Source organism: Deefgea piscis (assembly GCF_019665785.1).
In the GTDB taxonomy this organism is placed as follows: Bacteria; Pseudomonadota; Gammaproteobacteria; order Burkholderiales; family Chitinibacteraceae; genus Deefgea.
In genome coordinates this window covers 109,045-134,862 of the sequence record NZ_CP081149.1, presented here as the reverse complement: position 1 = coordinate 134,862, position 25,818 = coordinate 109,045, and the positions used below count along the sequence as shown (strand labels likewise).

Here is a 25,818-nt window from a genome sequence, read left to right as displayed (position 1 = left end):
TACGTCAAGATGCAGTATTGGTGTAATTTTACTCAATCAGTTCTTTGTAAGCATACCAAGTTGCGTGTCCCAGCAAGGGAAATATGACGATTAAGCCAATTAAAAATGTGGCAAATCCCAATGCGGTCAATGCCACGATGATGGCAGCCCATAAGACCATTGCCGGGATGTTTTCGGCCACTGCACGCAAGCTAGTCATCATCGCTGTTACGCTATCTAATTCTCGATCAGCCAGCAGTGGAATTGAGACTGCGGTGAGTGCAAATACAAAGCAGGCTAATACAAAACCACCGGCAAGCCATGCCAGTGTAAAGGGTAGAAATTCACCGCTTAAAGCCTGCCAAATGGATTGTTTTTCGATGATTTGTCCTGAGTACATTAGGGCAAACAAGACCGCCGAAGTTCGCTCCCAAGAGATGGCGATAAAAGCCAAAATCACGCCTAAAAACGCCAACTGACCGCCATTTTTATACAGGTCATGAATCGACTGGATAAAGGATGTTTCACGGCCTTCATCTCGCTCACTGGTGAGTTCATAAATACCAGCAGCGCCCAGCGGTGCCAGCAGTAAAAAGCCAGTAATTGCGGTGGTATAGAGGTGTACATCTTGCAGCGTAAACAGTAGTAATAAAGCACCGGTGACTGAAATAATCAGCCCGTACAGCAGGCTGGGCGCTGGGTGTTTAAGGAGATCTTGCCAGCCCATTTTGATCCACGCTAAAGGGCGAAGAAAGCCGACTTTTCGCGTTACAGGTAGCGTGAAATGCTGATCCAGTTCATTTAAATGTAAGTCCATGGTGAGGCACTCCCAAGACGCAGTGTAAAAAAACAGCTATTTTTTCATAGCCAGTTTTCATGTGATTAGCTTTGCTTTCAGATAGGCGGATTTTGCTGCAATGCCGCATTTTTATTTGCTTTTGCTGACTTGCGCCTGAGTAAAACTCGGCTAGTGTGAAAGCGTGAGTTGGGAGGAAAAATCAATGCTTTGGCGTTTATCTGGAGTAATGGCAGTGCTGTTGACAGCAAATGCCAAGGCAAGTGGTGAGTTCTGGACATTTCAGCCACCTGTAACGGGCATTGCGCAACAAATCGAATCCTTACACAGTTGGTTGATGCTGCTGATTCTGCTGATTTTTGTCTTGGTTTTTGGCTTTATGTTTTATGCCATTTTGCGGCATAGAAAATCACTCGGCCATGTGGCCAAACCGTTTCATGAAAATACCCTCGTTGAAATTTTATGGACGCTGATTCCAGCGCTCATTTTATTGGGCATGGCTTGGCCTGCTGCCAGCGTTATTTTGGCGCAAAAAAACACCCACGATGCTGATTTTACGATTAAGGCAACTGGTCATCAGTGGTACTGGGCTTACGACTATTTGGATCATGGTTTCGGGTTTAAAAGTCGATTGGCGACGCCTCGCGGGCAAATCGAGAATTACCAGAGTCAAGGCGAGGCAAAAAATCCACAGTATCTGCTTGAGGTCGATCAGCCCTTGGTGGTGCCGGTGGGTAAAAAAATTCGGATTTTAACTACTAGCAATGATGTGATTCATAGCTGGGGCGTACCTGCTTTTGGCGTCAAACAAGATGCGATTCCTGGCTTTATTCGCGACACTTGGTTTAAAGCCGACAAGATCGGTACGTATCGTGGGCAGTGCGTTGAGCTGTGCGGTAAAGATCACGGTTTTATGCCGATTGTGGTCAATGTGGTGTCACAGGCAGATTTTGATTTGTGGTTGGCGCAGCAGCAAGCCAGAGCCAAAGCTGCGCGCGATGATCCGAATAAGGTCTGGACCCGCGATGAATTATTGCAACGTGGCAAGCAAGCTTATGAAGCCAATTGCGCTGCATGCCATAAGGTCGATGGTGCCGGTGGCGGCGCATTCCCTGCTTTAGCCGGGTCTAAAATCGCCAACGGTGCAAAAGCTGAACATATCCGTATTGTGCTCAACGGTAAAAATGCGATGCCAAGTTGGGGCACCTTGTCGGATGTCGAGCTGGCTGCGGCAATTAGTTACGAGCGTACGGCTTGGGGTAATCAGGCTGATCTGGTGATGCCAGCAGAAATTCGTGCGGCGCGAGCAAAGGGTAAATGATGATAGCGACAGAGCACTTAAATCATGGGCACGACGCGATGGATCACGGCTGGCGGCGCTGGTTGTATGCCACCAATCATAAAGACATCGGCACGCTGTATTTGTTTTTTGCTTTAGCGATGTTTTTTGTCGGTGGCATTATGGCTTTGTGTATTCGGGCGGAGTTATTTCAGCCGGGATTGCAGTATTGGCAGCCTGAGTTTTTTAATCAATTGACCACATTACACGGCATTATCATGGTTTTTGGTGCGATCATGCCGGCATTTACCGGTTTGGCCAATTGGATGCTGCCTTTAATGCTTGGCGCGCCGGATATGGCATTTGCGCGGATGAATAACTGGAGTTTTTGGCTATTACCTCCCGCAGCCGCTTTATTGCTGATTTCTTTATTGGTACCCGGTGGCGCAGCCGGCGGCGGCTGGACTTTATACCCGCCACTATCGATTCAAAGTGGCATGGGTATGGATTTGGCGATTTTTAGCATTCATTTGCTCGGTTTATCGTCGATTATGGGCTCGATTAATATTATTACGACGGTATTGAATATGCGCGCGCCGGGGATGCCGCTATTGAAAATGCCTTTGTTTGCTTGGACGTCCTTAGTGACTGCGTATTTATTAATTGCAGTCGCTCCGGTGTTGGCTGGCGCGGTCACGATGTTGCTGACGGATCGGCATTTTGGCACGCATTTTTTTAAAGCCGCAGGCGGTGGTGATCCGGTGCTGTTTCAGCATATTTTTTGGTTTTTCGGCCATCCCGAGGTGTACATCATGGCGCTGCCGGCGTTTGGGATTGTCAGCCAAATCATCCCTGTATTCGCGCGAAAGCCTTTGTTTGGTTACGTTTCAATGGTCTATGCCACCTGCTCGATTGCCATTTTGTCGTTTATGGTTTGGGGGCATCATATGTTTGCCGTCGGCATGCCCGCGACAGCGCAGTTGTTTTTTATGTTTTTAACCATGCTGATTGCGGTGCCAACAGGGGTGAAGGTCTTTAACTGGATTGCGACGATGTGGCAAGGCAGTATGACGTTTGAAACGCCAATGCTGTTTGCGATTGGTTTTGTTTGCTTATTCACCGTGGGTGGCTTTTCGGGATTGATTTTGTCGATTGCGCCTGTCGATACGCAAATGCAAGACACTTATTATGTCGTCGCGCATTTTCACTATGTATTGGTCGCTGGGGCGCTATTTAGCTTGTTTGCAGCCACATACTACTGGTTACCAAAATGGACTGGCTTTATGTACCACGAGGGGCGCGGCAAGTTTCATTTTTGGTGGTCGATGCTGTGGTTTAACGTGACGTTTTTCCCGATGCACTTTTTGGGGCTCGCTGGCATGCCACGGCGGATTCCCGATTACGCGCTGCAATTTACTGACTTTAATGCCATCGCCAGCATCGGCGCGATGTGTTTTGGTCTTGGTCAGGTGTTCTTTTTATTCAATGTGATTCACACCATTCGCGGCGGTGTTGGTCCCGCGCCGAGTCGGCCATGGGAGGGCGGTAATACCTTGGAGTGGGAAGTGCCTTCGCCTGCGCCACATCATACTTGGGAAACGCCGCCGGATTTGGCGACTGTGCAGCGCGGTTTACGTGCGCAAGGTTTGGAGAACGATGAATGACACGCAATCATAAAACGGCTCTAAAACTGGTCTTGCTGGCGGCGTTGTTTTTTATCGCCGTGATGCTCAGACAGGTTTATTTCACTGTTTAACCTCGCATCAGCAAGGATCAACGATGGATTTAACGCAAAAAAATCAGCGTTTGGCACTACGCTTAATGGCGGTGGCGGTGTTGATGTTTGGGTTTGGCTACGCCTTGTCGCCGCTGTATAGCGCATTTTGTAAAGCCATCGGCTTGGATCGTGCGCAGGCGGACATTACTCTGCCGGGCGCGGCTTTGCGCTTAGAGTTTGATAGCAATGTGGCAGCTGATTTACCGATGACGATGCAAGCTTTAGATCCGGTGGTGATGGCCAAAGCCGGCGGAGTTGTTAAAGCGCGCTTTGTACTGCAAAACCAATCAGATCAAGTGTTACAGGTGCGTGCAGTACCGAGCTTTGCCCCGGTTCGAGCGGCTGGCTTATTACAAAAATTAGAATGCTTTTGTTTTGATCAATTGCAAATAGCGGCCAAAGAGCGCCGTGAAGTGACGGTGGTGTTATTAGTCGCCGATCAATTGCCCGCCGAAATGGGGGCTGCGACTTTGTCATATAGTTTGCAAAAAATAGCCCCGCCATGAAGACCTTATGGGCGACGATATTGGCGGTGCTGGCGGGATTTTTTGGTGTAAGAAGTCGCAAAAACGCCGAGCGAGCGCCGCTTAAATTGCCTTATTTAATCGCCGCTGCGGTGATGTGCGCGCTATTGCTGGCGGCGCTCTTGTTGGCTTTGGCAAGGTATTTAGTGAGAGGTGGAGCATGAATGTAGAAAACGGCGTTCACGATGCACATTATTTCGTGCCGCCCCCTTCGCGCTGGCCCGTGGTTGGAGCGGTGGCCTTGTTTTTTATGGGCTTGGGGGCGGCACTGAGTCTGAATCAAATTTCGCTGGGCACTTGGAGCTTATTGCTGGGCGCGGCGATTTTAATTTGGATGCTCTTTGGCTGGTTTGGCGACGTGGTGAAAGAGTCAACGGCACAGCAATATGGTCAGCAGGTGGATTATTCATTTCGTTGGGGAATGAGCTGGTTTATTTTTTCTGAAGTGATGTTTTTTGCCGCTTTTTTTGGCGCTTTATTTTATACCCGGGTAATTTCAGTGCCTGAACTGGGCTTTTTTAGCGATACGCAAAGCATGCTGTGGCCAGAGTTTACAGCCAATTGGCCGATGGCAACTGGGCCAACCACAGATGCTTATCACACGATGGGTGCAATGGGTTTACCGGCGCTTAATACCGCGATTTTATTGACGTCGGGCCTGACGTTAACGTGGGCGCATTGGGGATTAATGCAAAACAAACGGCAGCAACTCAGTCTGGGCTTAGGCATTACCGTTTTGCTCGGTTCGCTGTTTTTGTGTTTGCAGGCGTATGAGTATCGTCATGCATGGAATGAGCTACATTTAACTTTGGCTTCAGGTGCTTATGGCGCGACGTTTTATATGCTGACCGGTTTTCATGGCATGCATGTGTTGGTAGGAACGATTATTTTGGCGGTGATGTGGTTTCGCGTACAAAAAGGGCACTTTACACCGCAAGCTCATTTTGGTTTTGAGGCGGCGATTTGGTATTGGCATTTTGTCGATGTGGTGTGGTTATTGTTGTTTATTCTGGTGTATTGGCTCTAAGTCGGTGGTTTGGTCTCGCCTGAGCTGCTCAGCACGCTGGGCCAGATTAAATTGCTTCAATCTTGGATTAAATCCATCCCATAAAGCGACTGAGCATCAAGAATAAAAATAAACCAATCGATAAAGCAACTCGCCATGCGAGTAAGGTCAATAAGCGTTGTGATCCACCACGGATTAGCTGAGTTAAAGCCAGAGCAAGTAGTGCCATGATGGTTAGGAGCAGTCCTATGAGTACGATTTTCATTCCCAATCCTCCAGCTCATCAGCTTAAGCCAAATCAACAGATTTTGCGCAAACGGCAGTATGCCGCTTTGATTTTTCTGGCCGGTTTAGTTTGTTTAACTTTCGTTTTAGGCGCTTGGCAGCTGTGGCGGGCTAATCAAAAACAAAGCTTAATCGAACAAATCTCCACCCAACAACGCTTACCCGAACTCACTTGGTCGCAAGGAAGTCCGCCAGCATGGCGGGTTTTATTGCTCGATGGCGAGTGGCTTAACCACGCTGAAATCATGCTGGATCAACGCATGCTGGATGGTAAGTTGGGTTATCACCTGATTACGCCTTTTCGCTTAAAAGACGGCTCGATTGTGATGGTCAACCGCGGTTGGTGGTCGCCAGGCGAGCTGATGCTGCCACCAGCGGCGACAGAAGCGCCACGGGTCACGATTCAGCCATGGCCGCGTTTTATTGAGCTGGGCGCGACGCCGATTCAGGGGCGGGTATTTCAAAATTTAGATCTTGGCCGTTTTGCCGCTTGGGCGCATTTACCCATGCCAATGGCTTATGGTGTTGCACTAGACGCGCCTGCAGGTATTTATCCTTTAACGGTGGATAGACCGATGGGGGTGGCGCGGCATTTGGCGTATGCCCTTAGTTGGTGGCTGATGAGTGCTTTGGGGGCGTATTTATGGTGGCAGTTTTATTTGGCCGCAAGGAGGGGGTATGTCAGCAAAGGCTAGATCCAGATTTGTTTTGATATCGATACTGGCGCTATGTATCTCACCAGTGTTATTGGCGCAATGGTTTTGGGTTAGCGGTGACGTTAAAGGCGGCGAAAGCTACGGGCAGTTATTGGCGCAACCGGTGGTAGCTGCCGATCAGCAATGGCGCTTGGTGGCGCATGACGCTGCTGGCTGCAGCGATTTGGCCACTCAATTGATGAAGAGCGCTCAGCAATTGCAAATTGCCCAAGGCCGCGAGCGTGGGCGGATTCGCAGTGTTGCGGCGTGTGCTATGCCATTGCCGACGCATTTTGCCTCGGGTTTATATCTGATCGATCCGCATGGCAATGCGGTGATTTTTTATCCGCCAACGTTGTTGCAAGACGTCGCTGGGCGGCAAAAAACCATTCAAGAGATTGCGACGATTTTAAAAAACAATCGTGGTTTAAGTCTCAGTACAAAAGTTTAACGACAAGGCGTTGCAGCTGCCGGCAGTACTTGAGTACGACCAGACGAGACAACGAGGCAAGAAAACTTTGGTCTATCGACTTTACTTGAGGTGAATGATGATTCGAGCGCTATTGCTATTGACCATTATCTGGACGTTCGCCTTACTGATGCTGGGAGCGTATGTGCGCTTAAGCGATGCCGGATTAGGCTGTCCTGATTGGCCCGGTTGCTACGGGCAACTCACCGCACCCGATGAGCCGCACGAAATTACCCAAGCCGAGCAAACCTTTGGCGGTGAAGTGCATTCAGGCAAAGGCAGTAAAGAAATGCTGCACCGTTATGTGGCCGCCGGTTTAGGCGTGCTGGTGTTGGTTTTGGCGATGGTATTGTGGCGGCAGCGGCCAGATCGTTTGCCAAGATGGTTGATTGTTTTGCCGGTATTGCTGATCGTTTTTCAAGCGCTGCTTGGCATGTGGACGGTAACTTTAAAACTCATGCCAGCGGTAGTCACGGCGCATTTATTGGGGGGTATGAGTTTGCTGGCTTTATTGGTCGCGATGGCAGGCCGTATCGCCACCCCGCTGCCGGCGGTTTTTGCTGAGGTGCGATCGGCTTGTTATCTGGCGCTTTTACTGCTCACTGGACAGATTATTTTGGGCGGTTGGGTCTCGACTAATTATGCTGGCTTGGCGTGTTCAACTTCGGTGTTTTGCCAAAACGAGCTCGCTGGGCATAGCAGCGTATGGGATGCATTTCGCCCTGATCGCGTATTGGGGCAAACGGCCGATGGCGCATCTTTAAGCTTGGTGCATCTCGCCGCAATCCAAAGTTTGCATCGCCTTGGCGCCATGCTGGTGCTGCTGGTGATTGGGCGCTTAATTTATTTATTACATCAGCGCTCAAGTCGTTTTGCGTTGCCGTTGGCGGCGGCATTATTGCTGCAAGTGAGTCTTGGGATTAGCAATGTGCTGTTTTCATTGCCATTGCCTTTGGCTGTGGCGCATAACGGCGGCGCTGCGTTGTTGTTAGCGATCTTGGTTTTTATCGCCGCGCGCGTGCCGGCGGCTCAATACACTGCGACTGCGCGCCTTGAAGCGGCGTGGGTCAGGAGCTCGATATGAATAGCTTGGCCATCGTTGTATCGCATCGCGGCAGTGATTTATTGCGTTTGGGTAAGCCGCGTGTGGTGGCGCTGATTGTTTTTTGCGCCTTGATTGGGATGCTCTTGGCCATGCCCAGCAGTATGCAATGGTCAGCATTGTTTGCCGCTTGTGTTGGCATTGCTTTGGTGGCAACTGGCGCTGCTGCCGCTAACTGTATTTTGGAACGCCAGCGCGATGCCTTAATGGTGAGAACGCATTTGCGGCCATTGCCGCAAGGGCATTTATCTTGGCAATGGGCGGCTGCCTATGCGCTGTTTTGCACCTGCTTGGGTTTAGTGATATTGGGCTTGTTTGTAAATACACTCACTATGTATTTAACGCTAGCTACCTTTTTTGCTTATTCAGTGGTGTATACCCATTGGTTAAAGCCACTAACGCCGCAGAATATTGTCATTGGTGGCGCTGCGGGCGCGATGCCGCCAGTGCTCGGTTGGGCAGCAATGACTAATTCAGTTCCGCCCGAGGCGGCAGTGTTGTTTTTGATTATTTATGCTTGGACACCACCGCATTTTTGGGCCTTAGCTTTATATCGACTAGATGATTATCGCCGTGTTGGCTTGCCCATGTTGCCGGTGACGCATGGCCGCGCTTTTACGCAATTAGCCATTTGGTTGTATTCATGGATTTTGGCGGCAACGACTTTATTGCCATTGGCTTTGGGATTTTCTGCTGGCGTGTATGCTCTGGCCGCGATTTGGCTCAATGCCGGGTTTTTGCGCCGAGCGTGGCAATTGTATCGTCAGCCCAGTGATGCATTGGCCAAAGCGCTGTTTCGCTATTCGATTTATTATTTAGCGTGGCTGTTTGCCGCTTTGTTATTGGATCATTATTGCCAGCGTTTACCGTGGTTTTAACGCTAAATTCAGCCAAATGTGCCGATCTGTACATTTGTACATAGCGGCGACGCGCATAAAAACTGTAAGCTTTGCGGCCAATTTATCTGTCGGATACTATTTTCATGCGTTTTTATATCACTGCCTGTGCTTTAGCACTTTCTGTTGGCGCACATGCAAGCGATTTTTCATCTTCAATTGGTCATGAATACGTCGGTGCGCATTACAGTAATAACATCAATCAACTCAAGCTTTCGGCTGATTTGTTATACAACTACGATCACGAAAATACGATTGCCAATATCGGCTTGGGTAAGAATATTCCACTCGGTGACAATACCTTGACGGTGGGTGCTAAGGCCAATTTGCTCGACTTTAATTACAGCGATACAGAATATGCGCTGTCATTTGGTGGCGATTTGACCATCCCATTGACTCAGCAATTCTCAATTTACGGCAGCGCCTATTGGGCACCAAGCTTTGCATCTTCAGGCAGCTTGACTAGCTATGTTGATTCTTCTGTTGGTGTTCGCTTTAATATCAGCAAGCCCATCGCAATTGATTTTGGTTACCGTTTTAGCCAAGCCGAGTTTCATGATCGCTACACCCGTACTGTAGCGGACGGCTTGTACGCTGGTGTTGGTTTGAAATTCTAATTGGTTTAATGCAGCACAAATGAATAAAGCGAGTGCCAATGGCGCTCGCTTTATTTTTGCCCATCAAACCAGCGCTGACCCTAAGCCAAATTAGCGCTTAATTCCAGTTGTTGGCATTGGCTGAGTAATTGATTGAGTAAAGCGAGTCCTGCGGGCCAATCACCAAAACCACTCTCCACATTGATATGGCCGTAAGCGCCGAGGTTTTTCCAGCTACTGCCCCAAGCCGTTGCCGTGTGGATGGCAAATTCGAGTGAAGCATAAGGATCATTACTGCTGGTGACGACCATGCTAGGAAAGGGCAGTGGCGCTTTTGAAAGCGCATCAAAACCGATCGCTGCCGTTGGGAAATGGGGGCTATCTGGATCGGGCGGCGCGACCAGCAAAGCACCACGGATTGATTTAGTGGTTTGTGCCGCCCAATTGGCAACGAGTAAACAACCTAAACTATGAGCGATTAAGATCGTGTCTGGCCCTGAGCGTTGTACTGCCGCGTCTAAATTAGCCAGCCAAGCATCATGTTGCGGACAATCCCAGTTGGCTTGCTCAACGCGACTGAAGTTGCTATTGGTTTTTTCCCAGCGACTTTGCCAATGTGCTTCATTAGAACCATTCAAACCGGGAACAATCAGAAAATTCATTCTTTATCCTTTTTTGAAGCCATAAGCCGCAGCCTGCCTGTGATACACACTGTCACAGCAGCTCAATATATTGTTACGTAAATGGTATATTACTGTTCGTTTATTTGTCATGTAAATTACATGAAAATAATATTTTAAGTAAATTTAGCCACAGTAAGCTGGATTTGGAATGTAGACGCGCAGCAGCGCTGAGGATAATCAGCGCTGCTGGCCGAGTTAAACGGATGAGCTTGAATTCTCGTTTTGCACGCGGGTGACGAGCAATTGGTCAATTTTATAATGATCGATATCGACCACTTCAAATTTAAACCCAGCATGAATCACGCAATCGGTGCGCTTGGGCACTTTGCGTAAGATATACATCATAAAACCGGCAATGGTTTCGTATTGGTCATCATCGGGAAAAGCGTCGATTTGTAAGACGCGCTCTAAATCACCAATCGCGGTAATACCATCAACCAACCACGAGTTTTCATCGCGCTGGACGATTTGCTCTTCGTCAGGGGCGATGTATTGATCGCCCATCAGCATGCCGGTAATGTCATTCATCGTAATCAGACCAACGACTAAAGCATATTCATTGATGATGACGGCAAAGTCTTCGCGCGCCGCTTTAAAGTGCGCCATGATTTCAGCTAGCGTCAGCGATTCGGGTAAAATCAGCGCATTGCGCAATAGCCCATCGCCGCGCAATGAAATGCTTTCACCGCGTAACACATTACTTAAAATATCTTGCGAATCGACATAACCAATCACTTGATCAATATTGCCCATACATACCGGAAACTTGGCGTGTGGATGCGCCAAGATTTTATTTTTGATCAGCTCATCGCTTTCCAAGCGATCAATCCAGATAATGTTTTCACGCGCGGTCATGCTCGATGGTGCGGTACGCTCTTCGAGCTCAAAAACGTTTTCAATCAGTTGATGCTCTTGTTTGGCGACCACCCCAGCCAAAGCGCCGGCATTGGCTAAAGCCAAAATATCTTCGGTGGTAATGTCATTTAAACGTGCGGCAGGTAAGCCAAGGCGCTCAATCACCCAGTTGGCTAAGCCATTAAAAAACCAAACCAAAGGCCGTAAGCAAGAAACACAGAATAAAATTGGCCGCACAATCCGCACCGCAACGGCTTCAGACGCCGCCATGCCAATTCGTTTGGGGATGAGGTCGGCAATTAAAATAAATGCGGTGGTGACAATCAGAAATGAACCAATCGAACCGACACTTTGCGCCTGCGCCGGATGAATGTATTGGCTAAAAAATTGGGTAAAGGCTTGGGCGTAGACGCTTTCACCGAGCACACCGGCCAAAATAGCGACGACATTAACGCCAATTTGCACGGCAGTAAAAAAGTGCCCAGGTTGCGACTGTAGGCCCAAAACCAGACCGGCGCGGGCATCGCCTTCATCGCGCATTTGCTCTAGTTTGAGCTTACGGCTGGCGGCGAGCGAAATTTCTGAAATCGATAAAAAGGCGCTAATCGCAATCAATAAGGCAATCAGCAGCGTGCTACTGAGTAAATTCATTGGCTAAATCCAACAATGATCAGCTCTGTAGCATAACGAGTTCTGTCGTAAATCGACAGTAAATAATCAGTTTTATCTGCAGTATCGCGTCATTGCGGTTTATTGGGTGCGTGCACGCACCGGCGTATGCCGCGCAATTTGCGCCAATTGCGCTTCATAATCTTTACGCAAATCAGGGTCGAATTTATTTTTGGCGATTAATTGGCATAGCTCACTGATATAGCTTTCGACATCCAGCTCTTGCACTTCAATATGGTGATTGTTGGGTGAATGGGCGTTCATCGCTGCGGTATTTGCTGCAGAAGGCGATTCAAGATTTAGTAATTTGGAAAATAAGCTAGGCATTACACATTATCAATATAATCAATTGCTAATTTTATCGTTTAAGTAATTGATTCTCTGCGTAAAAACGCCAAAGGGTGGTGGTATTTATACCGTGAATCATCAGCTAGATAGCTACAGCTTGTCAGCTTGGCGTTACGCTGGGGTGGGTGTCGGCACATTTGCGATGTTGCGCGCGGCTTATTTCGCCCGGTGGTAAACCAAAGTGACTGCGAAAGCGCCGCGAAAAACTGGCGATTTCTTCATAGCCCACCATAATCGCGACGTCGCTGACGCTATGATTGCCACTCGATAGCAATTGATGTGCTCTTTGCATGCGTTGCTGAATAATCAATTGCTGCGGCGTAGCGCCCAAATATTTGAGGCACAGTCTTTGAAAGTGCGCGGCGCTCACGCCATATTGCTGCGCTAGGACATCAACCCGCCAGCTCTGAGCTGGCGCATAAGCAATGCCGGAAAATAATTGCTGTAATCGATCCGGCAATGCCACGCTTTGCACCGCGCCGTTGAGCATGCGCTGTAATAAAGTCATCACCAATTGCAGCGCACTGCCGGCTTGAGATTGCTGTTTGATTCGCGCTTCAAAGCATAATGTATGTAGGGCATAAAATAGATTATGTGCGTATTGCACCGAAACAACGCTCGCATCGCTGCCCGCGAGTTTATTCCAATACGGCACGTCATCGAGCAAAAACCATGCAAAGCGCCAATGTTCACTGCGCCGCTGAAAACCACGATGGCCATACGCCGGTAATACCGCGAGTTGATTGGGCCCTAAAGTCAGTCTGCGCTCGCCATCAATAATGTCGCCTTGTCCTTCCACGCCAATCAATAAGATATGAAATGGCGCGCCCATTCGCTCAATATGAAACTGCCCACGCGCCTCGGACACGCCCATAAAGTGAATATGATGCTCGGCAAGACTGGTCAGCTGCGGGTGATGAAACGCACGTACGCCAACGCTCATTTGCTGCGTTTCTGGGCCAATCTCAAATAACTCTTGATAGATCATCGACATGTTCGATTCGGACAAAATGCAAGTGTCATTCTGCTATTTCGTCATTCTTCCTCATCGTTTAGTGTGGCTGGCTCACTGCGGCTTTAGGGTGAGCAATGACTTTGATTCATTATTATAAAAATGAACAGGATGGAGACAGGATGAATGAGTTTAACAGGGCCATCTTGGCCGCTACGATTTTTGGCGTGGCAAGTGTTGCATATGCTGCAGATCCAGTCTGGCAAGAAGGAAAAACCTACTCGCTGGGCCAGCGGGTAAGTTATCAAAACCATACTTATCAGGCCATTACTGCGCATACGGCCTATGTCGGGGCGGGTTGGAATCCGGCGGTTTCAGCGACGCTTTGGCTTGACTTGGGGGCCAACGGCAGTACCCTGCCAAGCCCAAGCCCAAGCCCAAGCCCAAGCCCAAGCCCAAGCCCAAGCCCAAGCCCAAGCCCCGCACCGAATGGGGTTTGCAGCACGCCTTGGGAGAGCGGCAAGGTGTATACCGCTGGCGCCAATATCAGTTATCAAGGACGTAATTTTACTGCCAAATGGTGGGTCGATCGTGCGCCGCAAAGCCAAGACACTTGGGGCGGCTGGCTGGATTTAGGCACTTGTAATCAGTCCACGCCGGTTGCTACAGAGGGCTTATTGTTTGATGACTTTAGCTATAGCAATACCACGCAACTGGCGAATAATGGCTGGCTATTACGCAGCTGGGATGGCGGCCCGGGATTGAGTAATGGGCAATGGAGTCCAAACAATATCTCGTTCTTGAGCGATGCTGCGCTGCCTGGCAATACGCTGATGCGCTTAAAAGCCAGTAGCAATATCAGCGCCGACCAAGTCGTAGGCAACCGAGCCAATGGCGGGCAAAGCTCGCAAGTCGAGCTAATGACGACCGAAGCGCGTTATCAAAATGGCACTTGGGCGGCGCGAATGTATTTTACCGACGCGCCAGTGCAAGGGCCCGATGGTGATTCTGTCGTGCAAACCTTCTTTGGTATCACGCGCTATATCGAAGGTGCTGAGCCGTATAGCGAAATCGATTTTGAATACCTACCTAATGGTGGCTGGGGAATTCCTGCTCCAACGATGTGGAGCGGCACCTACGCCATTGCTGCGTATGATCCGGAAAATCACGTCGCCGTCGCTACCCAACAAAGCTTTGCCGGCTGGCATACGCTGGTGATGAATGTACACAACGACGAAATTCGGTTTTATATCGATGGCCGTTTAGTGCAAAGCTACCGTGGTAAAGCGCAGCCAGACCATCCGATGTATTTGTCGTTTCAATTGTGGTTTAACGGCAGCGGGCTGATTCAGAGTAATGAGCTGCGTGAATACCAAGAAGACATCGATTGGGTTTACCACCGCCAAGATCAACAATTGAGCACCAGCGAGGTAGAAGCGCAAGTTCAGCAATTGCGCCAGCAAGGGCTGGCCGCAGTGAAAAACATTCGTTAATCTAAGGGTATCTCTACCTAGTCATTGATTGTAATGCGCTAGGTGGAGATACCTTTTGTTATTGGGTTTTTTCCGATGATGTGTTGCTGCCAGCTAGCGGCATATTGCTTTTATTCAACACCAATATCGCTAAGGGGCCACTGCATGTGTATTACAGTGGCTGACCCTTATTGATAAGGATGCGGGGTATTGGTTTTGATTTTCCCCATCCCTTTGATGGTTGAATTGATTTTTGGCTCGTTGGCAAATGAAACTGTGCCAATGCCATACAACTGAATCGTCGCCGTTTCGGCATTTTCAACGTAGACGTTGCCGGTCCCACGACTATCGATTTCAATGTTTCCCACATTCGGCATGTAGACATCGCCAACACCGTAGTTAGTGACTACGGCCGATTGAACTGTGTTGGTCAATATTTCGACCTGGCCTGTGCCACGATTAGAAACACTGATCTGCTTCAAATTAGGTGATTGGATTCTAGTGATGCCTGAGCCGTAATTCTCTACTTCGACCAAAGCGCTTTGATAAACGCTTTGATCAGCCACCAGGGCGCTATTAAAAACAATCGCTGGCATATTGGGGCTGATATTTTGCTCGGTGCGTAGCTGGATAATGCCTTGCGCCAATAAGTCCTGATCTAACTCGGCAAGCAGCGCCTCATCTAACTCAACACTTGCTTTCGGCGAAGAAAATTGCCGCACATTCACAGGGCTATGATTAATTAATTTCGCCCCTTGCTTACTGAGCAAAACCTGCACCACTTTACCGCTAGGTTGAATCGCACCTTTGCTTTGCAGTGCAAATTCAAATGCTGCAGAGCCATTATCATTAATCACAAAATGTGGGTTAGGTTTTGAATACCCAACAGTGACTGTACCTAAAACCAATACGCCCAGCACGCACGCTGGAAATAACCATTTTTTTAGCGGCTTCAATTTAATCATGATGCTTTCCCCCCAAAGATTTATGCGGTTTGACCGGCTTTGCGCCGCCAGATCAGCGCGGTGAGGCATAGTCCACTGATTATCAGCGTCATAACAAAAGGTAGGTTAATGGCAAAGCGCAGCAGATTGCCAACTTGAGCGGATAGATTGCTACTCGCACTCAAAAGGCGGCCTAAATCGATTTGATCCATCACACCAAACAAACCCGAAAAATAGATATCCACAAAACGGCTGGCGGGCGCGTAATTGCTCAGGCTGCCGAGTAGGGACTGCGCCATAAATGCGCCAATTAAGACAATCACAATCCCCCAGCGGCGAACCGTGCTATTACCTAATGCCAACAATAGGACTAATGGTAAAAACCACAGCAAGGTTAGTAGGGCCTGCAGGCTAAAACCAATCAATGCCAGCAACAGGTTCGCTCCCATGAGTGCTGTCCAGTGAGGTAGCCACAGTGGCGTAGAGAGCAATAAATTCAGACCGATTGCGAGCACGATGGCCAATAAAGGCAGTAGCAGCGCATTCATCAACACCGGCACAATCACCGCATTGGCTTCATTGATTGGCAAAGAGCGCCAAAATGACAACGATTTATCATCTTTATCACGGTACGGTAGACCCGGAATCGTCAGCAAGACACCAATCAGCGCGATATACAGCACCATGCTCGATTGAGTTGAAATGCCAAAGCTCGCAACTTTGGCCGCATCCGAAATTGTTGCGCTATTAAACTGCGGCATGCCTTGATATATCAGCACGATATACAGCAGCGCCCATGCAATGACAGGCGTCCACAAGCCTAGCAGCAGCCAAGATCGGCGTTGCTGCATCCATTCGCGCAGCATTAGAGTTTTAAATTGTTGCATGTGGTTTCTCCATGCTCGGTTGTGCTAAGGCGACAAATAAATCGGCAAGTTCAACGCGGAAGGTTTGCCCGAGTTGATCAATATTGGCGGGCGCATTGCCAGCAAAAATTGCGCATTCACCGCCCATTTGCCGAAAACGATGCAGCGGTGCGGCCGCTTCGATTTGTGCGGCGGCGTCTAGCCCATAGCGCACGCCGATAAAGCGCTCATCCAGATCGCTAATGCTGTCGTTGAGTACCAATTGCCCATGATTAATCATCATCACATTCGAGAGTAGATTTTCGATTTCATCGACTTGATGCGTGGCAATCAGCACCGTGCGCGTGTCAGAGCACCAATCGTTGATCAACATATCGTAAAACGCTTTGCGGGCTGGAATATCTAGCCCTAGCGTTGGCTCGTCCAAAATCATCAGCTGGGCGTCAATGGCGCTAATGATGGCCAAATGCAGTTGCACAATCATGCCGCGCGACAGTTGTTTGACCTTGGCGTTTAGCGGAATAATCGTTTGCGCCAGCTTTTGCTGCGCTAGTTCGAGCTTAAATCTTGGATGCAGGCCACACATCAATTTGAGTAAATCGGCCACGACAATCCACGGCGGCAAAATCGCCACATCAGGGATGTAGCAAACGTGTTCTAGCATCGCCTCGCGCTGAGTTTGCGGATTAAAGCCTAAGATTTCAATGTGGCCTTGATAAGGTATCAAGCCCATCATCGCCTGCATCAGCGAGGTTTTCCCGGCGCCATTACTGCCCAATAAACCGACAATTTGCCCAGCAGGTAAAGCAAACGAGATCTGCTTGACCGCGGTTTTGTTGCCGTAGCGAATGCTTAAATCACTGACTTTGACTAAGTCGTTCATGCGGACTCCTTGGCATGCCAGTCTAAATCGCTGGCGCTAATGCCTAAACGTTGCAATTTGGCGCGCAGTAGCGGCCATTCTTGGCTTAAAAACCGCGCACGATCAGCAGCGCGCAATCGCTCGCTCGCTTGCGGTAAAACAAACATTCCCAAGCCACGGCGGCTTTCGAGCAAACCGGCATCCACCATCGCTTGCAAGGCACGATTCACCGTGAGAGGGTTAAGGCCATATTCGGCAGCCAATAGCCGCACCGAAGGCATCGCTTGCCCTTCTTGGGGTCGTCCATCGAGCAAGGCTTGGCTTAGGCATTCGGCCAGCTGCAAATAGATAGGCGATTGATTATTCCAGTCGGCCATGTTCTGTGCTTGTGTGTTAGGTATGTAGCACACTATAGGTGTGAGTTTAGCGATTGGCAAGTGTTACGATGGATTCTTGTGGAATGTGAGGTAGTTAAAGGTAAAAAATAGGCAAAGTTTTACTGGGTATTGCTTTGTATGCTTTTTATTCAAATGCTTATAAGACAATACGTCATGTTTAAAATTCGTAGCTTGGGTTAATGCTGTGCCGCGCTCGTTGGTCTGGGGCTTAAAACCCCGTCCAAGCGCACCGAGTGAGGAGGGAGACAAACAGCTTTACCGTTTGGCTCACGATCGATCGAGGGTACAGCGGAGCTGTGCGCGCTCGGGGCGCCTTTCTTTCCCCCTCTTTCTTTGGCGAGTCAAAGAAAACGAAGTTTCTGCGTAGCTAAAGAGGGTCCCCGTCGCGGACTGCGACTGTAAATAAATGTGCCGCAGGCACTTAAAAAACATCAATCCGTAATTTGAACCAAGCCGATTGTTGGGTTTGATTGGTTATTTACCTATTCTTTTAACGACTCAATTAAAGCCATTTCCTCAGTAGTAAATCCGGCCGCTTGGCGGGCGATGTGGTTGAGGGTGCCGCGAAATACCGGCGCTTCATAATCCCGTAGCAGCGCGACAAAAGTGGCAATGGGTTCGAGTTGGCGCTCTTGGCAACACCAGTGATACCAATGGTTGCCAATGCGCACATGGCCGATTTCATCGGCCAGAATAATATCCAGAATTTCACACGCGCGCTGATCGCCGATATTGGCGAGTTTTTGTCGAATCGGCGGCACGGCATCAAGCCCGCGCGCTTCTAAAATTCGCGGCACCAAGGCCATTCTGGCCATCACGTCGGCGTCGGTTTTGACCGCCATTTCCCATAAGCTGTTATGTGCTGGAAAATCGCCATAAGCAAAGCCGAGTGTTTGTAGATGCTCGCAAAGCAGATTGAAGTGATACGCTTCTTCAACGGCAATTTTGAGCCAGTCGGCATAATATTGCGCGGGCATCTGGCGAAACCGATACAGTGCATCCAGCGCTAGATTAATGGCGTTAAATTCAATATGCGCAAAAGCATGCAACAGGGCTGCGCGGTTTTCAGCTTCAGCCAAATTGCGGCGGCGAGGTAAATCTTTGGGTGCGACCAACTCAGGGTGAGTCGGGCGGCCGGGACTGGCAACGGCAATAATCGGCGTGGGGTCGAGCGGATCGCGTTGTTCGAGATGAATATCGCTCAGTTTGGCGATTTTAGTCTGGGGGTTCGATTCAATTAAGGCAGCAAAGGCAGCAGCAAACACGGCGAGTTCCAAAGATAAAAGCAGCGCCAGTATTACGCGCTGATAGCGGGCTGGCAAGGGTCTAAGATCAACAGGGTGAAACACGACTGGCATTCGCCAGCGTGAGACGGTTTGGAGAGCAGCAATGAAAATTTTAATGGTACTGACTTCGCACGATCAACTGGGCGACACCGGTCAAAAAACCGGTTTTTGGCTTGAGGAATTTGCCGCACCGTATTATTTGCTACTCGATGCTGGCGCTGAGCTGGTGCTGGCGTCACCACTCGGTGGCCAGCCACCGCTAGATCCTAAAAGTGATGCGGCGGATTTTCAAACTGCAGCCACGACGCGGTTTAAACAAGATGCCGCCGCTCAAGCGGCTTTGGCCAAAACGCTTAAATTAGCTGAAGTAAAAGCCAGCGATTACGATGCGGTATTTTATCCCGGCGGCCATGGCCCAATGTGGGATTTAGCCGAAGATGCACAATCGATTGCCTTACTAGAAACCATGTATGCGGCGGGCAAACCCGTTGCCTTAGTGTGTCATGCGCCAGCAGCGTTGCGGCATGTAAAAGCGCCCGATGGCCAACCTTTGGTGGCGGGTAAAGCGGTGACTGGCTTTAGTGATTCAGAAGAAGCTGCGGTTGGTTTAACCGACGTGGTGCCGTTTTTATTACAGGATGAGCTCGTTGCCAAAGGCGGCGTGTATTCTAAAGGCGAAGATTGGCAGCCGTATGCCGTGTGTGCCGGTAATTTGATTACCGGGCAAAATCCAGCGTCGTCGGAACTGGTGGCGCAGCAATTATTGGCGCAACTGCAAGCCTAATTATTGGCTGGATAAAAAAACGGGGCTCAATCGAGCCCCGTTTTGTATTGCTTAAATTTTATTCAATCCCAGCAAAATCATCATCGTCCACCGCACTGGCAGCGCTGGCTTTATTGCGCGTTGGATGCATCACTTCGGCGGTCACACCTGCTTCGCCAGCACGTACATTTTGGTGTACCGCAGGTAATTGATGGGCAATCCCTTTATGGCAGTCAATACACGTTGCGCCTTCAGCAAAGCCTTTTTGGTGGGCGGTGGCTGAACGTGAGTTTTGCTCCATATAGTCAAAATACTCGTAATTATGGCAATTACGGCAGGCTTGCGAATCATTGGCTTTCATTCGCTTCCATTCGTTTTGCGCTAATTGTTCGCGTTTTGCGAGGAATTTTTCACGGGTATCAATCGTCCCCGTCAACATGCCCCAGACTTCTTTCGACGCTTCAATCTTACGAATCATTTTTGGGCCCCACTCATGCGGCACATGGCAATCTGGACAAGTGGCCCGCACGCCGGAGCGGTTGGTGTAGTGAATCGTATCTTGATATTCCGGATACACATTGTCGGCCATCTCATGACAAGACAGGCAGAATTTTTCAGTGTTGGTCATTTCCAGCGCGGTGTTAAAACCGCCCCAAAACATAATCCCTACGACAAAGGCAATCACAATGCCAACGATACCGATTTTAATCGTCCGTAGTTTTTTGAGTCGCTCGCACAGTCGTGCTTTAAGGCTAGGTTTGCTTTCGCTCATGATGCATCTTCCTTTGTGGGCGAATTATTTCACTAAGCCATTGGCAGGTTTAAACGAGCTACCAACCAGTGGTTTGGCATCGGTTTGCGGTACGTGGCATTGCTGGCAGAAATAACGGCGTGGAGAAATATTGGTTAGCTCAGTGCCGCCACGGGTTTTGAAATGGGTAATCGATACCTTGGTGGCGCCAGTTTCAGCGGTGCGATCCCAGCTATGGCAATCGAGGCATTTATTGTATTCAGTGGTGACGTTATAACCCTTGATGGAATGCGGAATTAACGGCGGTTGCTGTACAAACTGGCGTGGCAGTGGACGGCTATCGCGCTCCCAACGGTAATGCTCAGGGGCAACGTCGCCACTCACGGCTTCGGTACCGCGCAGTGATTTGAGTTCATCCGCTTGCACGCCGATGGCGCCAAGGCCAAAGGCCAATAGCATTCCTAAAATACAGGCTAGTTTTTTCATTGTATTTCTCCCTTAAAGTGGTAAATCAGTATGTTGATTAAAGCGATGGCTAATTTTGAAAACGTCTTGATCACAAACATCGATGCAGCGCGCGCAATTGGTGCATTCGCCTGCCACAATCACCGGGCTGCCTTGGCCTTTGAGCGCACTACGAATCACTTGTGGTTCGGGGCAAACATAAAAGCACTGCATGCAGTCATCACAGGCATGACGTTTGGGGGCGGTAATGCGAATGAGCGCGGTTTTACCGACCAGTGCATAAAAAGCGCCCACCGGACACCAATGCCCACACCAACCACGGCTGACCAAAAAAGTGTCGTAGACAAAAATGGCCAACGCCATCGCCCACGCTAAACCCATGCCAAACAGCATGCCGCGCTGCAGCCCTGTCACCGGATTCACCCATTCCCAAGCGACTGTTTGCGTGATGAACGACAGCAGTAAGACGCCAGCCAATAGCCAATAACGGGTATTTCTGGCCACTTGCTGCCCGGCTTTTAAACCCAATCGGCTACGACACCAGCGGGCAAAATCGGTGATTAAATTCACTGGACAAACCCAGCTACAAAACACTCGGCCACCGACAATCAAATACGCACCCAGTACCAGCGCGGCACCGATCACGGCTTGCCTTTCAGGCGTATGCCCAGCTAGCCACGTTTGCAGCAAAATCATCGGGTCAGTCAGCGGTAAAAAGTCAAAGCTAAAACTCGACGCCAACGTGCCTTTAACCCACCAAATACCGAGCAGCGGGCCGATTAAAAACAGCGCCAAAATCAAGAGTTGGCTGCTACGCCGTAAAATCAGCCAGCGATTGCGTTGCCAAAATGACCTCATGGCGACTCCTTCTCTGGCAGATTGGGCGGTAAGGCAATTTGTGGCCCGATTAATGATTCACCGCCGGCGTTGGCTTTTTCTTCCCAACCTTTACGGTAATGTTCGCCCGATTGCCCTTGCGCCAACGAGCGCGGCAAAACGCTGATCGCTGCTTTGGGTAGCACACACGATTGCTCGCACTTGCCGCAGCCGGTGCAAAAATCGGAATGCACTGTTGGGATCAACATCGCATGTCGGTCTGAGCGTGGGTTATGAATGGTTTCTAAGGTTATGGCTTGGTCAATCACCGGACAAACGCGATAGCAGACGTCGCAGCGCAGACCGAGAAAATTTAGGCACGTTTCTTGGTCGTGCAGCACGGCCAAGCCCATTCGCGCGTCGTTAATTTCGGTGAGCTGGTGATCTAAAGCGCCAGTTGGGCACACTTTGACGCAGGGAATATCCTCACACATTTCGCAAGGAATATTGCGTGCAGCAAAATACGGCGTTCCCCAGCCTATGCCTTGCCCTAAGCTGGCGAGTTTCAAGGTGTCGTAAGGACAATCGCGAACGCATAAACCGCAACGCACGCAAGCACTTTGAAACTGCGTTTCGGGCAAAGCTCCGGGCGGACGTAATGCTTGTACCGGCAGTGCTTTCGCTTGTTGACTGGCCAAAACCCCCAAGCCGCTAGACAGCACTAGGGCGCCACCACAGGCGGCTGCACTATTTTTTATAAACTGTCGTCGATTTGGTGTTGCTTTCATTTTATAAAGGTATTGCCATCCAAATCATTGCTAGCAATGTTTAGAAGGCAATACCCATCTCCCATTAGGCTTTAACGACTTTAACCGCACATTTTTTGTAGTCGGTTTCTTTAGAAATTGGACACGTTGCATCCAAAGTCAGCTTGTTGACCAAACGGCCTTCGTCAAAGAATGGAATGAAGATCAAACCCACTGGTGGTTTATTACGACCGCGCGTTTCGAGGCGCGCTTTGATTTCGCCGCGACGTGAAGCCACTTTGACCACCATACCGCGCTGCAAACCGCGTTTTTTGGCATCATTCGGATTCATAAACACCATCGCTTCGGGTACTGCTTTATGCAGCTCAGGAACGCGGCGCGTCATCGTGCCGGTATGCCAATGCTCTAGCACACGACCGGTACATAGCCACATATCAAAGTTGGCATCCGGCATTTCTGCTGGCGGATGATACGGTAGCGCGATGATGTTGGCGCGGCCGTCTTTGTTACCGTAAAAGCGTACGCCTTCACCTTTTTTCACATAAACGTCATAGCCTTCACGGTAGCGCCATTTGGTTTCTTTACCGTTCACCACCGGCCAGCGTAGACCGCGTGCTTTATGGTAAAGATCGAATGGGCCTAGATCATGCGCGTGGCCGCGACCAAACTGGGCGTATTCTTCAAACAAGCCTTTTTGCACGTAAAAACCCGCCAACTTGGCTTCAAAGTTTTCAAAGCCTTTTTGCAAATCAGTGTTTTTAAATTGATTGACCTGACCATTCATAAACAAGATGTCGTATAAGGTTTTGCCTTTTACGCTGCTTTGTTTGGCGATCAAATCGGCTGGCCAAACTTCTTCCACTTTGAAGCGTTTGGCAAATTGCATCAGCTGCCACAAATCAGATTGTGCTTCGCCCGGGGCATTGACTTGTTGACGCCAGAATTGCGTGCGGCGCTCGGCATTACCAAATGCACCTTCTTTTTCCACCCACATTGCGGTTGGCAAGATCAAATCGGCCGCCAAAGTTGACGCAGTTGGATACGGATCAGACACCACGATAAAGGTGTCTGGACGACGCCAGCCTGGGTAGAGTTCTTCGTTAATATTTGGGCCAGCTTGCATATTGTTATTGCAAAGCTGCCAGTAGACTTTGACTTTGCCGTCTTTAATCGCGCGCGCCATGGCTACGGCGTGCAAACCGATCTTGCCCGGAATCGTGCCATCGGGCAGCTTCCAGATTTTTTCGGCGGTTTTGCGATGTTCTGGGTTGGTCACCACCATATCGGCTGGCAAACGATGCGCAAACGTACCGACTTCACGCGCGGTACCACAGGCTGAAGGCTGGCCAGTCAATGAGAATGGGCTATTGCCGGGCTCGGCGATTTTGCCGGTGAGCAAGTGAATGTTGTAAATCATATTGTTCGCCCAAGTACCACGGGTGTGCTGGTTAAAGCCCATGGTCCAGAACGAAGTCACTTTGATTTTTGGATCGGCATAGAGTTCAGCCAAAGCAATCAAGCGGTCTTGCGGGATGCCACATAATTTACTGACTTTATCCACCGGATAGTCAGCAACAAATTTAGCAAACTGCTCAAACGAATAATCACTCATATCGTTTGGATTGCCCTTAGGCTTACCGTCGGCACCTGGGTAACCGTTGGCGGTGGCTTTGCTTTCTAATGGATTGTTCGGGCGTAAACCGTAGCCAATATCGGTCGTGCCGAGCTTAAATTTGCAATGGTCTTTAACGAATTTTTGATTCACTCGACCAGTAGAGATGATGTGATGACAGATGAAGTTCATCATCGCCAAATCGGTTTGTGGCGTGAAGACCATGCCATAACCACTGTCGGCCAATTCAAACGAGCGATGCTCGTAAGTTGAAAGCACTGATACTTTAACTTTCGGGTTGGATAAACGGCGGTCGGTAATGCGGCTCCATAAAATGGGATGCATTTCGGCCATATTCGAGCCCCACAACACAAATGCGTCGGCGACTTCGATATCGTCATAACAGCCCATCGGCTCATCCATACCAAAGGTACGCATAAAGCCAGTCACTGCCGAAGCCATACAATGGCGTGCATTAGGGTCCAGATTATTACTACGGAAACCACCTTTCATGAGCTTGGCTGCCGCATAGCCTTCCCAAACGGTCCACTGGCCTGAGCCAAACATCGCAATCGATTCTGGGCCGCTAGTCTTGAGCGCGTCTTTCCATTTCAATTCCATGATGTCGAACGCTTCATTCCAGCTCACTGGCGTGAATTCACCGTTTTTATCGTATTTGCCGTTCTTTTTACGCAATAGCGGCTGAGTTAAGCGATCTGAGCCGTACATGATTTTAGAAAGGAAATAGCCTTTGATGCAGTTTAAACCGCGATTGACTTCGGCATCAGGGTCGCCCTGTGTGGCCACCACGCGGCCATTTTGCGTGCCGACCAAGACGGCACAGCCAGTACCACAGAAACGACAAGGTGCTTTGTCCCAACGAATCGCGTCTTTACCATCACCTGCCATTGCCGGCAGGGTTTTGGCGGGGGCGGCTTGTGCTAACGGAATACCCGCGCTGGCGGCGGCAGCAGTAACAGCGGATATTTTAATAAAGTCACGGCGGTCTAAACTCATGCTCATTGCTCCTGTTTTAATGTTTTTGGCGGCGCGTTTTCTTCGTCGCAATATTCATAGGCCAACGTGGCTGAGGCGACGTTGGGGATGTTTTGAATTCGGGTCAGCATTTCTGTGCAGCGCACACCGGGTACGTCTTCAACGGTGATAATCAGCTTGCCTTCATGCTCGACGTGAATCTCAACGCCGGGCACTTGAACGACTGCGGCTTTGACTGCGTCAAGTTGGCCAGGAACGGCGCGGATCACGAGGCTGAAAATATTCATACAAGACACTCCCTTATTTGGATGCTTTGGCTGGGGCAAGGGGCAAAGCACGCGCCGCAACCGGTACATTGCTCGGTTTGAATTCGCGGCTGTGCCACTTTGCCGATAGCCAGTTCAAAGTGGATGGCTTTGGCATCACAACTTTCGCCGCAAATTCGGCAATCAACGCCGTGTTGCGCGAGGCAGCGATCATCGATGCTGGCGCGTAAATGCCAAGGCGTACAACGATCTAAATCGAGCGCCTTGCTCTGGCACACGGTGGTGCAATCGGCACAGAATGTGCATTCACCCTGTGAAAAATTGATCGTCGGAAAACCACCGCTACCCAGTTGAATAATGTGGCTGGGACAAGCTCTGACACAGTCGCCACAACGTGTACAGCGAGTAAAAAAATCCTCTGCTGACCATGGCGGTGCCGGCGTGGTCGACGTTTGTGGGCGGCGGCCTCGTAATAGATTGCGGCGTGATACATCCACAGCAGCATTCAACCCTATAATTAGATAAAAATAAGGGTATTCGGTGGCTCTAAAGCCGACAATGCCCTTAAGGGGGTAGGGTTTTTCTTTTGAAATTAACGTATTGCTTTGGAGGTAGGTCGATAGTTTGGCTAGGTTGCCTAAAG

30 protein-coding genes are annotated in these 25,818 nt (G+C 49.6%); 12 read left to right on the top strand and 18 right to left on the bottom strand.

Going from position 1 to position 25,818, the window contains the following annotated elements:
- Window positions 1-28 precede the first annotated feature (28 nt).
- Entirely contained in the window at window positions 29-796 is a 768-nt protein-coding gene (locus K4H25_RS00715) for a DUF2189 domain-containing protein (protein ID WP_221021579.1), read from the bottom strand.
- A gap of 184 nt (window positions 797-980) precedes the next feature.
- On the opposite strand from K4H25_RS00715, the gene coxB reads away from it, so the two are divergent.
- The 5 genes from coxB to K4H25_RS00690 all read left to right on the top strand — a co-directional run bounded on the left by coxB (window position 981) and on the right by K4H25_RS00690 (window position 5,382).
- Window positions 981-2,096 (top strand): cytochrome c oxidase subunit II, encoded by a 1,116-nt coding sequence (gene coxB, locus K4H25_RS00710; protein ID WP_255587864.1) that lies wholly within the window; start codon window positions 981-983, stop codon window positions 2,094-2,096.
- Window positions 2,093-3,718, top strand: coding sequence for a cytochrome c oxidase subunit I (ctaD, locus tag K4H25_RS00705; RefSeq protein WP_221021578.1), 1,626 nt, complete (start codon window positions 2,093-2,095; stop codon window positions 3,716-3,718). Before coxB ends, ctaD begins: the two co-directional genes overlap by 4 nt.
- Window positions 3,719-3,833: 115 nt before the next feature.
- Window positions 3,834-4,337, top strand: a complete 504-nt coding sequence (locus K4H25_RS00700) for a cytochrome c oxidase assembly protein (RefSeq protein WP_221021577.1) — start codon at window positions 3,834-3,836, stop codon at window positions 4,335-4,337.
- Window positions 4,334-4,519 (top strand): DUF2970 domain-containing protein, encoded by a 186-nt coding sequence (locus K4H25_RS00695; RefSeq protein ID WP_221021576.1) that lies wholly within the window; start codon window positions 4,334-4,336, stop codon window positions 4,517-4,519. The genes K4H25_RS00700 and K4H25_RS00695 overlap by 4 nt, the downstream gene beginning before the upstream one ends.
- Window positions 4,516-5,382 carry a cytochrome c oxidase subunit 3 gene (locus K4H25_RS00690; protein ID WP_221021575.1) on the top strand — a complete coding sequence of 289 codons (867 nt, stop codon included), beginning with the start codon at window positions 4,516-4,518 and terminating at the stop codon, window positions 5,380-5,382. Before K4H25_RS00695 ends, K4H25_RS00690 begins: the two co-directional genes overlap by 4 nt.
- Window positions 5,383-5,449: 67 nt before the next feature.
- Here the strand turns inward: K4H25_RS00690 and K4H25_RS00685 are convergent, their stop codons facing one another.
- Window positions 5,450-5,626 (bottom strand): DUF2909 family protein, encoded by a 177-nt coding sequence (locus tag K4H25_RS00685; protein WP_221021574.1) that lies wholly within the window; start codon window positions 5,624-5,626, stop codon window positions 5,450-5,452.
- On the opposite strand from K4H25_RS00685, the gene K4H25_RS00680 reads away from it, so the two are divergent.
- The 5 genes from K4H25_RS00680 to K4H25_RS00660 all read left to right on the top strand — a co-directional run bounded on the left by K4H25_RS00680 (window position 5,610) and on the right by K4H25_RS00660 (window position 9,425).
- Window positions 5,610-6,341, top strand: a complete 732-nt coding sequence (locus tag K4H25_RS00680; RefSeq protein ID WP_221021573.1) for an SURF1 family protein — start codon at window positions 5,610-5,612, stop codon at window positions 6,339-6,341. The two genes, K4H25_RS00685 and K4H25_RS00680, sit on opposite strands and share 17 nt — an antisense overlap.
- Window positions 6,325-6,792, top strand: coding sequence for a hypothetical protein (locus K4H25_RS00675; protein ID WP_221021572.1), 468 nt, complete (start codon window positions 6,325-6,327; stop codon window positions 6,790-6,792). The genes K4H25_RS00680 and K4H25_RS00675 overlap by 17 nt, the downstream gene beginning before the upstream one ends.
- A gap of 94 nt (window positions 6,793-6,886) precedes the next feature.
- The gene (locus K4H25_RS00670) at window positions 6,887-7,894 is read left to right on the top strand and encodes a COX15/CtaA family protein (RefSeq protein ID WP_221021571.1); all 1,008 of its coding nucleotides are present in this window, start codon (window positions 6,887-6,889) and stop codon (window positions 7,892-7,894) included.
- A complete protein-coding gene (cyoE, locus tag K4H25_RS00665) occupies window positions 7,891-8,790 on the top strand; it encodes a heme o synthase (protein WP_221021570.1) in 900 nt (299 codons plus the stop codon). Before K4H25_RS00670 ends, cyoE begins: the two co-directional genes overlap by 4 nt.
- Window positions 8,791-8,894: 104 nt before the next feature.
- Window positions 8,895-9,425 (top strand): YfaZ family outer membrane protein, encoded by a 531-nt coding sequence (locus tag K4H25_RS00660; protein WP_221021569.1) that lies wholly within the window; start codon window positions 8,895-8,897, stop codon window positions 9,423-9,425.
- A gap of 80 nt (window positions 9,426-9,505) precedes the next feature.
- Here K4H25_RS00660 and K4H25_RS00655 read toward each other — a convergent pair whose 3' ends face one another.
- From K4H25_RS00655 to K4H25_RS00640, 4 genes are all read right to left on the bottom strand, one after another.
- A complete protein-coding gene (locus K4H25_RS00655; protein WP_221021568.1) occupies window positions 9,506-10,066 on the bottom strand; it encodes an RBBP9/YdeN family alpha/beta hydrolase in 561 nt (186 codons plus the stop codon).
- Window positions 10,067-10,282: 216 nt separating this feature from the next.
- Window positions 10,283-11,593: a polyamine export protein PaeA gene (paeA, locus tag K4H25_RS00650; RefSeq protein WP_221021567.1), complete on the bottom strand. Its 1,311-nt coding sequence runs from the start codon at window positions 11,591-11,593 to the stop codon at window positions 10,283-10,285.
- Window positions 11,594-11,692: 99 nt separating this feature from the next.
- The gene (locus K4H25_RS00645; RefSeq protein WP_221021566.1) at window positions 11,693-11,938 is read right to left on the bottom strand and encodes a hypothetical protein; all 246 of its coding nucleotides are present in this window, start codon (window positions 11,936-11,938) and stop codon (window positions 11,693-11,695) included.
- 121 nt (window positions 11,939-12,059) lie between these two features.
- Window positions 12,060-12,953 carry a helix-turn-helix transcriptional regulator gene (locus tag K4H25_RS00640; RefSeq protein ID WP_221021565.1) on the bottom strand — a complete coding sequence of 298 codons (894 nt, stop codon included), beginning with the start codon at window positions 12,951-12,953 and terminating at the stop codon, window positions 12,060-12,062.
- Between the two features lie 140 nt (window positions 12,954-13,093).
- Here K4H25_RS00640 and K4H25_RS00635 point away from each other — a divergent pair, with 140 nt between their 5' ends.
- Entirely contained in the window at window positions 13,094-14,404 is a 1,311-nt protein-coding gene (locus K4H25_RS00635; RefSeq protein ID WP_221021564.1) for a carbohydrate-binding protein, read from the top strand.
- A 167-nt stretch (window positions 14,405-14,571) separates the two neighbouring features.
- Here the strand turns inward: K4H25_RS00635 and K4H25_RS00630 are convergent, their stop codons facing one another.
- From K4H25_RS00630 to K4H25_RS00610, 5 genes are all read right to left on the bottom strand, one after another.
- Window positions 14,572-15,348 carry a GIN domain-containing protein gene (locus tag K4H25_RS00630; RefSeq protein WP_221021563.1) on the bottom strand — a complete coding sequence of 259 codons (777 nt, stop codon included), beginning with the start codon at window positions 15,346-15,348 and terminating at the stop codon, window positions 14,572-14,574.
- 20 nt (window positions 15,349-15,368) lie between these two features.
- A complete protein-coding gene (locus tag K4H25_RS00625) occupies window positions 15,369-16,214 on the bottom strand; it encodes a hypothetical protein (RefSeq protein WP_221021562.1) in 846 nt (281 codons plus the stop codon).
- The gene (locus K4H25_RS00620) at window positions 16,201-17,076 is read right to left on the bottom strand and encodes an ABC transporter ATP-binding protein (RefSeq protein WP_221021561.1); all 876 of its coding nucleotides are present in this window, start codon (window positions 17,074-17,076) and stop codon (window positions 16,201-16,203) included. The genes K4H25_RS00625 and K4H25_RS00620 overlap by 14 nt, the downstream gene beginning before the upstream one ends.
- The gene (locus K4H25_RS00615) at window positions 17,073-17,432 is read right to left on the bottom strand and encodes a GntR family transcriptional regulator (RefSeq protein ID WP_221021560.1); all 360 of its coding nucleotides are present in this window, start codon (window positions 17,430-17,432) and stop codon (window positions 17,073-17,075) included. Before K4H25_RS00615 ends, K4H25_RS00620 begins: the two co-directional genes overlap by 4 nt.
- A 503-nt stretch (window positions 17,433-17,935) precedes the next feature.
- Window positions 17,936-18,730 carry a ferritin-like domain-containing protein gene (locus K4H25_RS00610; RefSeq protein ID WP_374706362.1) on the bottom strand — a complete coding sequence of 265 codons (795 nt, stop codon included), beginning with the start codon at window positions 18,728-18,730 and terminating at the stop codon, window positions 17,936-17,938.
- A 112-nt stretch (window positions 18,731-18,842) separates the two neighbouring features.
- On the opposite strand from K4H25_RS00610, the gene K4H25_RS00605 reads away from it, so the two are divergent.
- Window positions 18,843-19,523, top strand: a complete 681-nt coding sequence (locus tag K4H25_RS00605) for a type 1 glutamine amidotransferase domain-containing protein (RefSeq protein ID WP_221021558.1) — start codon at window positions 18,843-18,845, stop codon at window positions 19,521-19,523.
- A gap of 58 nt (window positions 19,524-19,581) precedes the next feature.
- On the opposite strand, the gene K4H25_RS00600 is transcribed toward K4H25_RS00605, so the two are convergent.
- The 7 genes from K4H25_RS00600 to napF form a co-directional block, all read right to left on the bottom strand.
- Window positions 19,582-20,274, bottom strand: a complete 693-nt coding sequence (locus tag K4H25_RS00600; RefSeq protein WP_221021557.1) for a NapC/NirT family cytochrome c — start codon at window positions 20,272-20,274, stop codon at window positions 19,582-19,584.
- A 24-nt stretch (window positions 20,275-20,298) separates the two neighbouring features.
- Entirely contained in the window at window positions 20,299-20,739 is a 441-nt protein-coding gene (locus K4H25_RS00595; protein ID WP_173532582.1) for a nitrate reductase cytochrome c-type subunit, read from the bottom strand.
- A gap of 12 nt (window positions 20,740-20,751) precedes the next feature.
- Window positions 20,752-21,576, bottom strand: coding sequence for a quinol dehydrogenase ferredoxin subunit NapH (gene napH / locus K4H25_RS00590; protein ID WP_221021556.1), 825 nt, complete (start codon window positions 21,574-21,576; stop codon window positions 20,752-20,754).
- The gene (gene napG, locus K4H25_RS00585) at window positions 21,573-22,322 is read right to left on the bottom strand and encodes a ferredoxin-type protein NapG (RefSeq protein WP_221021555.1); all 750 of its coding nucleotides are present in this window, start codon (window positions 22,320-22,322) and stop codon (window positions 21,573-21,575) included. The genes napH and napG overlap by 4 nt, the downstream gene beginning before the upstream one ends.
- A 64-nt stretch (window positions 22,323-22,386) precedes the next feature.
- Entirely contained in the window at window positions 22,387-24,930 is a 2,544-nt protein-coding gene (napA, locus tag K4H25_RS00580) for a nitrate reductase catalytic subunit NapA (protein WP_173532579.1), read from the bottom strand.
- Window positions 24,931-24,932: 2 nt separating this feature from the next.
- Entirely contained in the window at window positions 24,933-25,196 is a 264-nt protein-coding gene (locus K4H25_RS00575) for a chaperone NapD (RefSeq protein WP_221021554.1), read from the bottom strand.
- Window positions 25,193-25,672, bottom strand: coding sequence for a ferredoxin-type protein NapF (napF, locus tag K4H25_RS00570; RefSeq protein ID WP_221021553.1), 480 nt, complete (start codon window positions 25,670-25,672; stop codon window positions 25,193-25,195). Before napF ends, K4H25_RS00575 begins: the two co-directional genes overlap by 4 nt.
- Window positions 25,673-25,818: the final 146 nt, after the last annotated feature.

What these genes read in the sequence shown, in the direction of transcription:
- coxB (WP_255587864.1), top strand. Translation starts at nt 981, where the DNA reads ATGCTTTGGCGTTTATCTGGAGTAATGGCAGTGCTGTTGACAGCAAAT.
- K4H25_RS00625 (WP_221021562.1), bottom strand. Translation starts at nt 16,214, where the DNA reads ATGCAACAATTTAAAACTCTAATGCTGCGCGAATGGATGCAGCAACGC.
- K4H25_RS00690 (WP_221021575.1), top strand. Translation starts at nt 4,516, where the DNA reads ATGAATGTAGAAAACGGCGTTCACGATGCACATTATTTCGTGCCGCCC.
- K4H25_RS00575 (WP_221021554.1), bottom strand. Translation starts at nt 25,196, where the DNA reads ATGAATATTTTCAGCCTCGTGATCCGCGCCGTTCCTGGCCAACTTGAC.
- K4H25_RS00655 (WP_221021568.1), bottom strand. Translation starts at nt 10,066, where the DNA reads ATGAATTTTCTGATTGTTCCCGGTTTGAATGGTTCTAATGAAGCACAT.
- K4H25_RS00620 (WP_221021561.1), bottom strand. Translation starts at nt 17,076, where the DNA reads ATGAACGACTTAGTCAAAGTCAGTGATTTAAGCATTCGCTACGGCAAC.
- napG (WP_221021555.1), bottom strand. Translation starts at nt 22,322, where the DNA reads ATGAAAGCAACACCAAATCGACGACAGTTTATAAAAAATAGTGCAGCC.
- K4H25_RS00635 (WP_221021564.1), top strand. Translation starts at nt 13,094, where the DNA reads ATGAATGAGTTTAACAGGGCCATCTTGGCCGCTACGATTTTTGGCGTG.
- napA (WP_173532579.1), bottom strand. Translation starts at nt 24,930, where the DNA reads ATGAGTTTAGACCGCCGTGACTTTATTAAAATATCCGCTGTTACTGCT.
- K4H25_RS00640 (WP_221021565.1), bottom strand. Translation starts at nt 12,953, where the DNA reads ATGTCGATGATCTATCAAGAGTTATTTGAGATTGGCCCAGAAACGCAG.
- K4H25_RS00645 (WP_221021566.1), bottom strand. Translation starts at nt 11,938, where the DNA reads ATGCCTAGCTTATTTTCCAAATTACTAAATCTTGAATCGCCTTCTGCA.
- K4H25_RS00680 (WP_221021573.1), top strand. Translation starts at nt 5,610, where the DNA reads ATGAGTACGATTTTCATTCCCAATCCTCCAGCTCATCAGCTTAAGCCA.
- K4H25_RS00715 (WP_221021579.1), bottom strand. Translation starts at nt 796, where the DNA reads ATGGACTTACATTTAAATGAACTGGATCAGCATTTCACGCTACCTGTA.
- K4H25_RS00700 (WP_221021577.1), top strand. Translation starts at nt 3,834, where the DNA reads ATGGATTTAACGCAAAAAAATCAGCGTTTGGCACTACGCTTAATGGCG.
- K4H25_RS00600 (WP_221021557.1), bottom strand. Translation starts at nt 20,274, where the DNA reads ATGAGCGAAAGCAAACCTAGCCTTAAAGCACGACTGTGCGAGCGACTC.
- K4H25_RS00630 (WP_221021563.1), bottom strand. Translation starts at nt 15,348, where the DNA reads ATGATTAAATTGAAGCCGCTAAAAAAATGGTTATTTCCAGCGTGCGTG.
- K4H25_RS00670 (WP_221021571.1), top strand. Translation starts at nt 6,887, where the DNA reads ATGATGATTCGAGCGCTATTGCTATTGACCATTATCTGGACGTTCGCC.
- K4H25_RS00615 (WP_221021560.1), bottom strand. Translation starts at nt 17,432, where the DNA reads ATGGCCGACTGGAATAATCAATCGCCTATCTATTTGCAGCTGGCCGAA.
- paeA (WP_221021567.1), bottom strand. Translation starts at nt 11,593, where the DNA reads ATGAATTTACTCAGTAGCACGCTGCTGATTGCCTTATTGATTGCGATT.
- K4H25_RS00595 (WP_173532582.1), bottom strand. Translation starts at nt 20,739, where the DNA reads ATGAAAAAACTAGCCTGTATTTTAGGAATGCTATTGGCCTTTGGCCTT.
- cyoE (WP_221021570.1), top strand. Translation starts at nt 7,891, where the DNA reads ATGAATAGCTTGGCCATCGTTGTATCGCATCGCGGCAGTGATTTATTG.
- ctaD (WP_221021578.1), top strand. Translation starts at nt 2,093, where the DNA reads ATGATGATAGCGACAGAGCACTTAAATCATGGGCACGACGCGATGGAT.
- K4H25_RS00685 (WP_221021574.1), bottom strand. Translation starts at nt 5,626, where the DNA reads ATGAAAATCGTACTCATAGGACTGCTCCTAACCATCATGGCACTACTT.
- K4H25_RS00695 (WP_221021576.1), top strand. Translation starts at nt 4,334, where the DNA reads ATGAAGACCTTATGGGCGACGATATTGGCGGTGCTGGCGGGATTTTTT.
- K4H25_RS00605 (WP_221021558.1), top strand. Translation starts at nt 18,843, where the DNA reads ATGAAAATTTTAATGGTACTGACTTCGCACGATCAACTGGGCGACACC.
- K4H25_RS00660 (WP_221021569.1), top strand. Translation starts at nt 8,895, where the DNA reads ATGCGTTTTTATATCACTGCCTGTGCTTTAGCACTTTCTGTTGGCGCA.
- K4H25_RS00675 (WP_221021572.1), top strand. Translation starts at nt 6,325, where the DNA reads ATGTCAGCAAAGGCTAGATCCAGATTTGTTTTGATATCGATACTGGCG.
- napH (WP_221021556.1), bottom strand. Translation starts at nt 21,576, where the DNA reads ATGAGGTCATTTTGGCAACGCAATCGCTGGCTGATTTTACGGCGTAGC.